13 protein-coding genes and 1 pseudogene are annotated in these 12289 nt (G+C 49.5%); 5 read left to right on the top strand and 9 right to left on the bottom strand.

Annotated features, from left to right (window positions below):
* Position 1: 1 nt before the first annotated feature.
* Both aroC and prmB read right to left on the bottom strand, forming a co-directional pair.
* On the bottom strand, positions 2-1099 hold the full coding sequence (aroC, locus tag XMA152_RS00705) for a chorismate synthase (RefSeq protein WP_173482417.1): 1098 nt from the start codon (positions 1097-1099) through the stop codon (positions 2-4).
* A gap of 36 nt (positions 1100-1135) precedes the next feature.
* Positions 1136-2050 (bottom strand): 50S ribosomal protein L3 N(5)-glutamine methyltransferase, encoded by a 915-nt coding sequence (prmB, locus tag XMA152_RS00700; protein WP_173482416.1) that lies wholly within the window; start codon positions 2048-2050, stop codon positions 1136-1138.
* Between the two features lie 54 nt (positions 2051-2104).
* Here prmB and XMA152_RS00695 point away from each other — a divergent pair, with 54 nt between their 5' ends.
* Both XMA152_RS00695 and folE read left to right on the top strand, forming a co-directional pair.
* The gene (locus tag XMA152_RS00695; RefSeq protein WP_173482415.1) at positions 2105-2680 is read left to right on the top strand and encodes a Smr/MutS family protein; all 576 of its coding nucleotides are present in this window, start codon (positions 2105-2107) and stop codon (positions 2678-2680) included.
* A gap of 84 nt (positions 2681-2764) precedes the next feature.
* A complete protein-coding gene (folE, locus tag XMA152_RS00690) occupies positions 2765-3304 on the top strand; it encodes a GTP cyclohydrolase I FolE (RefSeq protein WP_173480816.1) in 540 nt (179 codons plus the stop codon).
* A 52-nt stretch (positions 3305-3356) separates the two neighbouring features.
* Here folE and XMA152_RS00685 read toward each other — a convergent pair whose 3' ends face one another.
* The 7 genes and pseudogenes from XMA152_RS00685 to dinG all read right to left on the bottom strand — a co-directional run bounded on the left by XMA152_RS00685 (position 3357) and on the right by dinG (position 10512).
* The gene (locus XMA152_RS00685) at positions 3357-4190 is read right to left on the bottom strand and encodes a DUF4892 domain-containing protein (protein ID WP_173482414.1); all 834 of its coding nucleotides are present in this window, start codon (positions 4188-4190) and stop codon (positions 3357-3359) included.
* 13 nt (positions 4191-4203) lie between these two features.
* On the bottom strand, positions 4204-5052 hold the full coding sequence (locus XMA152_RS00680; protein ID WP_173480814.1) for an alpha/beta fold hydrolase: 849 nt from the start codon (positions 5050-5052) through the stop codon (positions 4204-4206).
* 30 nt (positions 5053-5082) lie between these two features.
* On the bottom strand, positions 5083-5538 hold the full coding sequence (locus tag XMA152_RS00675) for a histidine phosphatase family protein (RefSeq protein ID WP_173482413.1): 456 nt from the start codon (positions 5536-5538) through the stop codon (positions 5083-5085).
* 2 nt (positions 5539-5540) lie between these two features.
* Positions 5541-6563, bottom strand: a complete 1023-nt coding sequence (locus tag XMA152_RS00670; protein WP_173482412.1) for an NAD(P)H-dependent glycerol-3-phosphate dehydrogenase — start codon at positions 6561-6563, stop codon at positions 5541-5543.
* A gap of 14 nt (positions 6564-6577) precedes the next feature.
* Positions 6578-6787 carry a hypothetical protein gene (locus XMA152_RS00665; RefSeq protein WP_173482411.1) on the bottom strand — a complete coding sequence of 70 codons (210 nt, stop codon included), beginning with the start codon at positions 6785-6787 and terminating at the stop codon, positions 6578-6580.
* A gap of 269 nt (positions 6788-7056) precedes the next feature.
* Positions 7057-8370, bottom strand: a pseudogene (locus tag XMA152_RS00660) (DEAD/DEAH box helicase); the annotation flags it as partial.
* 24 nt (positions 8371-8394) lie between these two features.
* Positions 8395-10512 (bottom strand): ATP-dependent DNA helicase DinG, encoded by a 2118-nt coding sequence (dinG, locus tag XMA152_RS00655; RefSeq protein WP_173482410.1) that lies wholly within the window; start codon positions 10510-10512, stop codon positions 8395-8397.
* A 151-nt stretch (positions 10513-10663) separates the two neighbouring features.
* Between dinG and lexA the strand changes: the two genes are divergently transcribed.
* From lexA to XMA152_RS00640, 3 genes are all read left to right on the top strand, one after another.
* On the top strand, positions 10664-11275 hold the full coding sequence (lexA, locus tag XMA152_RS00650) for a transcriptional repressor LexA (protein WP_173480808.1): 612 nt from the start codon (positions 10664-10666) through the stop codon (positions 11273-11275).
* Between the two features lie 11 nt (positions 11276-11286).
* Complete coding sequence (locus tag XMA152_RS00645; RefSeq protein WP_173482409.1) at positions 11287-11691, top strand: SulA-like leucine-rich domain-containing protein; 405 nt, start codon at positions 11287-11289, stop codon at positions 11689-11691.
* A gap of 129 nt (positions 11692-11820) precedes the next feature.
* Entirely contained in the window at positions 11821-12288 is a 468-nt protein-coding gene (locus XMA152_RS00640; RefSeq protein ID WP_173482408.1) for a thioesterase family protein, read from the top strand.
* The last annotated feature ends 1 nt before the right edge of the window (position 12289 follow it).

Here is a 12289-nt window from a genome sequence, read left to right as displayed (position 1 = left end):
CTTAAAGCTGACCCAGCACCGGCGTATCAACCGATACACCCGCATTTTGGCCGCGATGACGCAGCAGATGATCAACCAGAGTCAGTGCCATCATCGCTTCTGCAATGGGTGTGGCACGAATACCGACACAGGGATCATGACGGCCTTTGGTTACCACCTCCACTTCATTACCAAACTTATCAATACTGCGACCAGGCAGGCGCATGCTTGAGGTTGGCTTAAGCGCGATGTGCGCAATGATATCTTGGCCACTGGAGATACCGCCTAAGATTCCACCCGCGTGATTCGAGAGAAAACCCTCTTTCGTCATCTCATCGCGATGCTCAGTCCCTTTTTGCGCAACCGATGCAAACCCATCACCAATCTCAACCCCTTTCACGGCATTGATGCTCATCAGTGAGTGGGCCAGATCGGCATCCAACCGATCGAAAATAGGCTCACCCAGCCCGACAGGAACACCCGAAGCAACGACAGAGATCTTAGCACCCACTGAGTTACCCTCTTTGCGTAGCTCGTCCATGTAGACTTCCATTTTTGCTGCAGCATCAGCATCAGGTGAGAAGAAGGGGTTATTACCCACTTCATTCCAATCAAACTGAGTGTGATCAATAGCAATAGGACCGAGTTGTGACAGGTAGCCACGAATTTCAATGCCCTGCTTCGCTAGTACTCTCTTCGCAATAGCACCGGCTGCTACACGCATCGCAGTCTCACGAGCCGAAGATCGACCACCACCACGGTAGTCACGGATACCGTACTTGTGATGATAGGTGTAGTCGGCGTGAGCAGGACGGAATTGATCTTTGATGTTGCCGTAATCTTTTGAACGTTGATCGGTATTCTCGATCAGCAAACCAATGGATGTACCGGTTGTCTTACCTTCAAAAACCCCAGACAGAATCTTCACTTGGTCTGGTTCGCGACGCTGCGTCGTGTGACGTGAGGTTCCTGGTTTACGACGATCAAGATCCAGCTGAAGATCCTCTTCACACAACTCAATCCCAGGAGGACAGCCATCGACAATGGCACCCAATGCTGGGCCATGGCTCTCGCCAAAGGTGGTGATTGTGAAAAGCTTTCCGTATGTATTACCGGACATGGTCCTAATCCTTCTGTTTGAGCCTCGGCTCAGTCATTAAATAAATTCTTGGTGTGCACGAAGACTGGGCGCATCAATTACAAAGACACCATTACCGCCCTGATCGAGCTCAACCCATATCAGTGGAAGCTCAGGGTAAGCCTGCATTAGATGCACCTCTGAGTTACCCACTTCCACCACTAGCAGCCCCTGTTCACTCAGATGACGACCCGCCTCTCTCAAAATGCGGCGAGTGATATCGAGACCATCATCACCTGAGCCTAACGCCATTTCAGGCTCATGCTGATATTCGGCAGGCATTGACGCTACATCGGGAGCATCAACGTACGGCGGATTGGTAACGATTAGATCGTAAACCTCACCTTCTAAATTGTTAAACAGATCACTGTGGACAACGCGGACTCGCTCTTCCATCTCATGACGTGCCACATTAATATTAGCCACCGCAAGTGCATCGTCTGATAAATCCGCAAGATCCACTTCAGCTTGATCAAATGCATAAGCACAAGCGATTCCGATACAACCACTGCCGGTGCAAAGATCCAAAACGCGCTCTACATCCACATCGCCCAGCCAAGGCTGGAACTGCTGCTCGATCAGCTGTGCGATCGGCGAGCGCGGAACCAAGACACGCTCATCAACCGTGAAAGGCAGTCCCATAAACCAAGCCTCACCGGTAATGTAGGGTAGTGGTTTACGTTGCTGGCAGCGCTGCTGCACAAAATCGATGACACGCTCTCTTTCTGAGGGCAGAAGTTTTGCGTCTAACAGTTCAGCTGAACTGTCCCACGGAAGGTCAACCGCATTAAACACTAACTGCAGCGCCTCATCCCAAGCGTCTACATGGCCATGACCAAAATAGACTTGGTGACGGTTCATCTCACTGAGTGTCCAGCGAACGTAATCGCGAAGAGTGAGAAGTTGTTCGATCACTGCTTGATCTGAGCTCATGGCTAACCTGATAATATCCGAATCAAAAGATGCCATAGTTTACCTGTAATCAACATGTCTGATAAGAGTGATACGATCAGTGATTTCGCTTCTCTAAAGGAGCTTTTTAAGGATGTGACGCCGATTGAGCAGAATCGCGCTGATATTCAACGCCCCGTCAACAAACCCGATGAGGGATCGATTGAATATCGTCGACTGGCGGCCGCCGAAAAAGAGGAGCTTATCGTCGATGGGCTAAACTCTACTCATCACGAATTACTCAGTGCCGAAGAGAGCATTCTTTTTGCAGTACCCGGCGTTCAACTGAAGTTGATCAAACGGATGCAATCGGGTCATTTAGGTTGGGATGCTGGTCTTGATCTGCACGGCTTTACTGTTGATGAAGCGCGTAATGAGTTGCATCTGTTTATTAGGGATTGTCGTAAGCAGGGCCTCAAATCGATACTGATCGTACATGGCAAATCCTATACTGACCCTAACAAACCTGCCCTTTTGAAGACTTACGTCAGCGAGTGGCTGCAACAGACAGAGGGAGTGCTAGCGTTCTGCTCTGCTCAGCCAAAAGATGGCGGAACCGGAGCACTCTACCTGCTTCTTAAATCGGATGAGCGTCATAAATCCGACCGCTAAACCTTTACCCAAGGGAGACATTGGCGTATGTTTGCCCGCTTAGTTGTTAACGGGCATAAATAGGCCCGAGAAAGGAATAGAGTCATGGAAAAAGCCTACGAAAACATCATTGAAGCGATTGGCGAAGATCTTAACCGCGAAGGTTTGTTAGATACGCCTAAACGCGCTGCAAAAGCGATGAAGTTTCTGACCAAAGGCTACGACCAGTCGCTTGAAGAGGTGGTAAACGGTGCGCTTTTCCCATCAGACAACTCTGAGATGGTGCTCGTGAAAAATATTGAGATCTACTCAATGTGTGAACACCACCTACTCCCTTTCATTGGCAAAGCCCACGTTGCATACATTCCACAGGGTAAAGTGATTGGTCTGTCGAAAATAGCGCGTATCGTAGACATGTACGCACGCCGTCTTCAGATCCAAGAGAACATGACCAAAGAGATTGCCGAAGCACTTCAAGAGGTGACCGGTGCTCTGGGTGTAGGCGTGGTGATTGAAGCGCAACACATGTGCATGATGATGCGCGGTGTCGAAAAGCAAAACGCGATGATGAAGACATCGATGATGCTGGGTAGCTTCCGCTCTAACCCCGCAACCCGTGCAGAATTCCTGTCACTGGTAAACTAATCACCTCAGCTGTTTGGTGTCTGACTTCCAGTCTGACACCCAATCGGATCTTCTATTTAGCGATCACGACCACAGCAGATTGGTCGGCACCCAGCACACTGGGTGCTAATGCCCCTAATCCGTGTACTTCGAGTTGGCCAGTGGCTACGCCTGCCCTATCCAGATAAGCCCTCACCTGTTCAACTAAGCGCATTGATTCCTGTTCAGCAATTCCTTGATCACTGCCCTGCTGATGACCGACTAATCGAATTGGCGAAAGTTTTTGCTGCAGATGATCAGCTAACAGCTTAAGGGTTGGCTCTTCGATGTTAGGTAGTTTAACCCAGCCACGATCTTCTAGTAGCACCAACCAAGGCACCGCCTGTTCCGCTTCAGTGATCTGATCGAGGTGAAGATAGACACGTCGGTTACCCCGTCTTACCGCGTAAGCCGCAAGGTATTGATCATCCAGCTTAGCAGCAAAATAGCGTTGGTAGTCATCGCGGCCATAGAGATCGGCATTATTAAATAGGTCATTCGCCCAGATATTACTGGTTCCGCAATCTCGGCCGTCACACTCAAACAGGATCTCACCTTTTTGGGTGATTACTTGATCACGAAGCACCTGCAGCAGTTCATGGGGATCAAATGATTTTGGCATCTCCCAGGTTGAACGCGTGAGTTGGCCCGACAGTTGCTGCTCTTTATCGATGCGAATATCTCGATTGATCTTAACGACAGCGCCTAAGGGAAAGCGATAATCTCGAACGGTTTGAGTGGTCTGTTTATCGAGCTCAGCGGATGGGTCAATACTGATGCCATTGGGCAGAGGAGCAGCCCCATTCGCATACGTCATGGAGGAGAATAGAAACAGAGGTAACAGTCGATGTAACACTAGCCTAATCATTCAACACACTCACTCAACCAAAAAACTCATTAAATGCCGCAGCCATCTGTGGCACGACCTCATCCTCTAAGTGTAGATGATGCCCACCCGGCATCCATCTAAATTCGATATTTTTTACGAAGGGTAAGCGTGCTTGGGTCAGCTCCTGGCTCAAACCTGACTGACCCGCAATCACCAAAACAGGTGACTCTATCTGAGCAAGAGTGCTGCGAACCTGCTCTTCTGTTAAACGTACTGAAGAGCGCAATTTGAGTCTGGGATCCACTCGTATTCTGAGCTCTCCATTGGGCAGTTGTTCACTACTGCGCACCACTAAGCGCTCAGCCGCATCCACTGGCACAGGGAAGCGACCCGTTGCTCTTAACTTGGTCAGCAATGCTTTGGATTTAGCAGAAGCCTGTTTTTGAATCGACAAGTTATCCGTTATCGACTGGCTTAAATTCTCAGCAAATTGATCGGGGGCGTTTGTAAACGGAGCTAGGTTCTCTATCAAGCCAAGTGTTAACACCTGATCCGGAAATGTCCCGGCGTAGAGAGACGCCACACCAGCACCTAACGAGTGAGCCAGTATTCGAATTGCCCCATCGGGTTGAAGTTGGCGCTTAACCGCATGAAGATCTTCTACATAACCCCAAACAGGATAGCCCGAATCCGCACTGCGCCAATCTGACTGACCATGCCCTGCCATATCGATAGCGACAACACGAAAACCCGCCAAGTGAGGCGCTAATTTGTAGTAACTCTCGGCATTATCTAGCCAACCGTGTAGTGCCAAAATCAACGGTTGGTCATCCTCACCCCACTGCAGTGCAGTAATGGTTCGACTGTGAACGGTAAACCTAATCTCTCTTGGATGAATCATGCTGTTTTCTATCAAATGTAAGCGGTAGGTTCAGGGGTAATGAGTAAACTGAGCAATGGAGCGACCCAGCCCCGCTGCAGGCAGATCACAATCGACCACCTCGATTTGAGCGGGCATAAACCCAACGCCAAAGCGACTTTCACCCTCAACGAGCGAGCTGAATAGACGACCCACCAAGGGCATGTGTGTCACTAATAGAACCCTGCTCTCATCGGGCAGAGATTGCAGATAGTTAAACACGGCTTCAGGCTCACCCTCAGGGGTAATCAGATCAAGAAGCAGAGCCTCCCGATTGGGCAGAAGGTTAGCTAATGTCTGCTGAGTACGCTGATAGGGGCTGACAAAGATGTGGGTCAATTTATCTAAGAAAGGCTGAAGACCTTCAGGGCGATTTTGCAGTGACGCCTCCCCATAAGGGGTTAAGCGACGTGATTCGTCTGGGAAGCCAGGGGCAGCCTCCGCATGACGCATCAATAGGATTCGCATGTTCAGGAACCCGACAGTGTAAACTCAACATCGGCACTGTGGGCACCTTCCATCATCTTACCGATGACCACTTTGACGGGCGCCTGATTAAAGACTACCTCGTAGAGGCCACGCACAAGAGGCATGTAGACATCTTGCTGCTCTGCGTGCTCGCTCACCAACTTCAGTGTATTGACACCCTCAGCGACCTCTCCCAGCTCAGCCACTGCTTGATCCAACGACTTACCCTGCCCCAACGCATAACCAACTCGGTAGTTACGTGACAGAGGTGATAGACAGGTCACGACCAGATCTCCCACACCCGCTAATCCAAGGAAGGTCAATGGATTAGCGCCCATGCTCACCGCAAGACGACTCATCTCTGCTAGAGAGCGCGTGATCAGCATGCTTTTAGTGTTTTCACCCATACCCAACGCAGCACTCATGCCGGACGCAATGGCGTAGATGTTCTTCAAGGTGCCACCGAGCTCCACACCGAAGGTATCAGCGCTGGCATAGACACGGAAATAGCTAGACTGAAGAAGCTCTTGAACCGTCTCTCGAAGATTCTCATCGTTACTGGCAATGACCGTAGCGGTCAGTTCACGCTTGGCGATCTCTTTGGCCAGGTTAGGGCCACTGATCACCCCAGATCGATGTGTTGGGCACTCCTGCTCCATGATCTGACTCATCAGACTGAAGCTAACAGCTTCGATGCCTTTGGTCGTGCTAACGATCAATTGTTCATCGTTGAGGTAGGGTTTAGCTTGATTCAGAACCGCTCGAAAGCCACTGCTTGGAATCGCAATAAAGACAACCTGAGCGTCTTTTAATGCGGACTCGATATCATCAGTCGCAACCAAGGAGTCGGCTAATGGGTAGTTGGGCACATAGCGATCGTTACAACGCTGCTGGTTAATATCATTAGCCAGTTCAGCTCGACGTACCCACAAGGAGGTCGGGATACCTTTTTCAGCCGTCATATTGGCGATGACGGTACCGAAACTCCCACCGCCTAACACGGCAACCTTAGTCACTGTCTGCATTACCTTTACCTAACTCAACCTAAGGAGTCTAAAATTCGTTCAACCAACTTGAACAGCATTCCAATCACATACCAAGAGATGATTGCTGCAACGAGAAAGAGGATCAGCTGAACCGGATCTCCACTATTGCTAAAGCCTAGCAAGCCAATCACTGCGAAGAACGCACTGACAATCATGGCCACTATTTTTTGAATACCCGCTAGGCCGTGACGATCACCACTCATTAACTGCGAGACTCCTTATCGTCGCTCTCTTCATTGATCTCTAAATCTAACTGCTCTTCGCTTGTCTCAGCAGCTGTTTCAAGGGGTAGCACATCAATCTCGCCAGCCGTCTCTTCTGATGAGACTTCCGTTAGGTCGACTGACTCATTTGCTAGAGGCTCTTCCGCCACTGGCGCGTCAACAACGGTTTCAGTTTCAGTCTCTGTCGCTTCCAATTCGGTCGACTCTGTTTCAACAGCCTCTTCCACTACAACACTGTTTGGATCAACCAGCAATTCAGCATCAGGGTGGATACAGTTCAATTTAACACCGGTCATCGACTCAATGTCTGGGATAAGGAACGAATCGTCTTCACAGGCAAAACAGATTGATTCACCGGTAGCGCCTGCACGGCCGGTTCGACCAATACGGTGAACATAGTCATCCGCATCTTCAGGAAGCTGATAGTTCACAACATGGCTCACACCATCAATGTGTATACCGCGACCAGCAACGTCGGTAGCCACTAGGACTTCGATCTTGCCACTGCGGAAACCCTCTAGGGTTTTGATGCGTTTGTTCTGTGGGATCTCACCCGACATCATGGCCGCTTTGACACCGTCTTTCTCTAGACGCTCTGCCAACTTACGCGTCTCATGACGACGGTTACAGAATACGATCGCTTTCTCGACGCCATTGATACGTAAGTAGTTACGCAGCAAGTTGTACTTCTCATCACTTGAGACAAGAAATACCGTTTGAGAAACGTTATCCGTAGTTTGATGCTCTGATTCGATCTCAATCGTGACCGGATCACGCGTCCACTGCGCCGCTAAACGCATAATCTCATCGGTGAAGGTTGCACTGTAGAGCAGTGTTTGACGCTCAGCGCCCTTACGCGGTGTTGAACGAATGATGGTACGCACATCGGGAATGAAGCCCATGCTCAACATACGATCAGCCTCATCCAGCACCAACACCTCTACGTTGTAGAGATCGATATCCTGATTTCTGACGAAGTCGATCAAGCGACCCGGTGTCGCGACCAAAATATCGACAGGCGCTTTGGCGAGTGCTGCACGCTGCACGTCATAATCCATGCCACCTACCAGCGAGACGATACTTAAACCAGTGTATTTACATAGGCCTTCTGCATCGGCTGCAATCTGCAGAGCCAACTCTCGTGTCGGTGCAATGATCAATGCACGGGGTTCACCCTTGCGCGGTTCAACATCCAACTTGAAGTCGAGAAGATCGGTAATGATCCCGATTAGAAAAGCTGCAGTTTTACCGGTACCGGTCTGAGCCTTACCAATGATGTCACGGCCTTGAAGTGCCGGCTTAATCGTTGCCGCTTGAATCGGTGTTGCGTACTCAAAGCCAAGCTCATGAATACCACGCATCAATGAGTCTGGCAGATAGAAATCGTGGAAACGATCCTTACCCTCTTGAGGCTCTACAACAAACTGATCAAGGCTCCACTCTTGCGAGCGACGAGGTTTGTCGTCACGGCTTTTGCGGGGACGACGACGCTGGGTGCGACGCCGCTTTTCATTTGAATCTTGATTACCTTGTTGCTGTTCAGGGTTGGTATCTGTAGTCAAAATCGGGATCTCTCAATCAATAGATCATTCAAAATGGCGCGCAAAAGGAGGAAGCGCATCGATCAACTGCTGTCCATAACGACGTGTCACGACACGCCTATCAAGTAAAACAACACGACCGGAATCATTCTCCGTACGCAGTAATCTGCCTGCCGCTTGAGTTAGTTTGATAGAGGCTGCGGGTACACTTATCTCCATGAAAGGGTTACCACCGCGGGCTTCTATCCACTCAGCCAAGGTCGCATCCACAGGATCATCTGGAACACTAAAAGGCAACTTGGTAATGATAACATCTTTTAGGTAGTGACCGGGTAGATCTACACCCTCTGCAAACGACGCCAAACCAAAAATAACACTGGGTTCGTCACGGTCGATTCTCGCTTTGTGCTCTATCAGCATCGCTTGCTTACTGAGTTCACCTTGAACCGTTAAACGCGACAGCAGTTTGGTATCCATTAACTCTTCGACTCGACGCATTTGGCGCCAAGAGGTAAACAGAACCAATACAGAGGTTAAATTGGGTAACTCTCGGTTAAGCCAATCAGCAACCTCTTCGGTATGAAGATCCGCTTTTGAAGGATCGAACTTCATTTTCGGGACATGCAAAACGGCCTTATTGGCGTAGTCAAAAGGACTAGGCATTCGCAGTGCTGGCGTATCCAAAGGGAGACCCAATTGAGTAAAGAGGGAATCAAACCGCCCAAGGGCCGTTAGCGTTGCTGAGGTTAAAACCGCACCGTAACACTGATCCCAGAGCAGATCTTGAAGATGGTTTTGAGCGGAGACAGGGGCGCTGTGAAGTTCAATATCGCGACCCGCTTCAGACTCATGACGAACCAACCACCTTGCAACTTTATCCTCTTCATTTTCAATATCTTGCGAAAAACTTCTACACAGCCACATCATCTTCTGGACACGGCTAAACTGGGTACTTAGCGGTGGCAACCAGCGCTCCCCTACACCCTTATCGAGTGCAGACTCTTCATCTTCCATCGCCCCTTTAAGGGCATTAATAATCTTCTCTAACTGAGGATCAACCTGTGATAAAAACTGAGCCAATTCACGTGTCAGGCTAGCCAAACTGTCGGGTACCCTGCCTTGCGGGTAGCGCAACCTGCGCTCATCCACCGGGAGTGGCAAAAACTGTTCAGAGACTAGATCGTCCAGACGCTGCAAATGCCCCTGAACCACATTGAGACTGGATTGAATACGACTGATTGGATCTTGCAAAACCAATGCAGAATCCGCTTCATCCAACAGCCCTTTTAACTGACGCTCCAGGGTTTTGAAGGCCTTTTCACTCGCTTTAACTCGCATAGAGAGCGCGAAGTGGTTAGTCGCCTTATCACCCAGATGATGCGCCTCATCAAATATGTAGATTGAATCGGCCGGTTCAGGAAGAATCGCACCACCGCCTAACGCCAAGTCAGCCAGTACAAGATCGTGGTTGACCACCAAGAGATCGGTTGTCTCAATATCGGCCCTAGCACGATAAAACGGACAGGCGTTGAAATGCGCACAGCGACGATTAGTACACTGCATATGGTCTGAGGTAAGCGGCATCCAGGTCTCATCATCCAGGTTGCGCTCTAGCTCATCACGATCACCCTTCCAACGACCACTGGCAAACTCATCCAACAGGCCGCTGTACTCTTTGATCTGTTCAGGCCCCAAAACTTGGGCCAACTCATCTTCAAACAGGGCTGACTGTGAAAGATCCTGCTGATTACTAAGAAGAGACTCTAATCGGCTAACACAGAGGTAGCGCCGACGCCCTTTAGCAATTTCGTACTTAAATTCAATACCGGCGTGCTCAGCCAACTCAGGAAGATCTTTTAATAAAAGCTGCTCCTGAAGCGCAACGGTAGCGGTCGAAATGATCAGCGTTTTACCTTTAGCCTGCGCTATTGGAAGTGCGGCCAGCAGGTAAGCAATGGTTTTACCGGTGCCCGTTCCAGCCTCTACGGCGACCAGATGATTTTCACCCAGACGCTGACCCGCATCGTCCGACAAGATACCACCCAACTGCCGTGCGACCGCTGCAATCATATGCTTTTGTGCATAACGAGCCTTTAAATCGCGAGCATTTAGAAATGCGCGATAAGCTGTCTGTATGGTGGTTTGGGTCTCTTTGTTAAGCACATCGCCTCCGAATTAGTTGGCCATCATACAAAAATACTGGATATACAAACAGAAAAAACTTGACGACATTTAAAATACTGTATAAAAATACAAATACTGAATAAACAGACAGTCATTTAAATTCCAATCAGTACTGTCATAGGGGGCGTTTATGAAGCTTACAAATCGTCAAGAAGAGGTGCTTGATTGCATCCGTCGCCATATTGATGAAACAGGATTTCCACCTACACGCGTCGATATTGCTCGCGATCTAGGGTTTAAATCTGCCAATGCAGCAGAGGAGCACCTAAAGGCCTTAGCACGTAAAGGGGCCATTGAGATGATCCCTGGCACCTCTCGCGGTATCCGTATCGTCGGTGAAGAGGAGGAGCAGGAGGGCCTAGCGATCATCGGTCAAGTTGCCGCAGGTGAACCCATCCTCGCAGAACAACACATCGATGATTACTGCACCATCAGTTCAGACTTCTTTCGCCCAAGAGCAGACTACCTACTCCGTGTCCGCGGCATGAGTATGAAAGACATCGGCATTATGGATGGTGATCTTTTAGCAGTTCACCAAACACGTGAAGCACGTGAGGGTCAGATAGTCGTTGCTCGTGTCGGTGAAGATGTCACGGTAAAACGATTCCACCGCGATGGTCACATGGTCTACTTGATAGCAGAGAACGAAGAGTTCGACCCGATTAAAGTTGATCTTCGTGAAGAGCAGTTAACCATCGAAGGCTTGGGTGTTGGCGTAATTCGTCAACAGAATGACTTTTAAAGGTAATCACCATGATTGCTTACAATCAATTTGCACAGAATGATGCGGGTCTTAAACCACTGGTTTTGACTGAGCTGGTTCAGCACACCTCAGAGGTAAATCTGAACACCATGCTTCTGCCGATGCTTGCCGCATTAAGTCAAAAAGAGAGCTGGCTGGTTATGTTAGAGCCGCCAAAATCTTTGACTAAGCAGGTGCTGGCGGATGCAGGTGTCGACCTCAAAAAAGTGTGGATACTTCGTCGTGATAAGCGCCATGGTTTAGACAAACTGGCTCAGCGCGCACTGCAAGCGGGAACCTGTCACACACTGATCTGCTGGCACAATGACCCTGCCGATGACGCGTTAGTCAGCCAACTGAAACGCACTCAGATCTCTAGCGAAACAGAGTGTCTATTGGTACGTAAAAAAATTTAGCCTCCCCCTTTGCTGCGTTGTAGCAAAGACCCCCATAGCCGCTCTTTGAGCGGCTTTTTTATTTAGCTTGAATCAGACCCTGAACCATCATAGGCTCAATAGAGGAGTACCACTTACAAGGAGAATAGTGTGGGATCGCACAAGCCAAATCAGCAGCCGTATCAGTTAACCGACTTCCCTATCCAAACATTTGATAAGATCCGTTATGCCGATACCGATCGTCAGGGCCACGTGAACAATGCCGCATTCAGTACCTACCTAGAGACAGGCCGTGTCGAATTTCTCTACGATCCAAAAGACCCACTGGCCAATGACAATTGCGAATTTGTCATTGCCAGTCTGCATTTGAACTTTCTAGGTGAAATCACCTGGCCAGGACGTCTGGATATTGGCACCGGTGTAACTCGGGTGGGTACCAGCTCATTTGGGCTCTACCAGGTGCTGTTCCAAGATGACGTCTGTGTCGCGACGGCAGAGACGACCATTGTTCAGATGGATGTGAGCAGTCGCAAATCAGCCCCACTTGCGGATGCGACAAGACACTATCTGAATGATCATCTCTTTGTGAAGGGTGTTGAAACAAAAGGAATGAACTGAG

Source organism: Marinobacterium sp. xm-a-152 (assembly GCF_013282965.1).
GTDB lineage: Bacteria > Pseudomonadota > Gammaproteobacteria > Pseudomonadales > Balneatricaceae > Marinobacterium_E.
The sequence above is the reverse complement of the archived record's forward strand: the minus strand, read 5'-3'. Positions and strand labels throughout refer to the sequence as shown.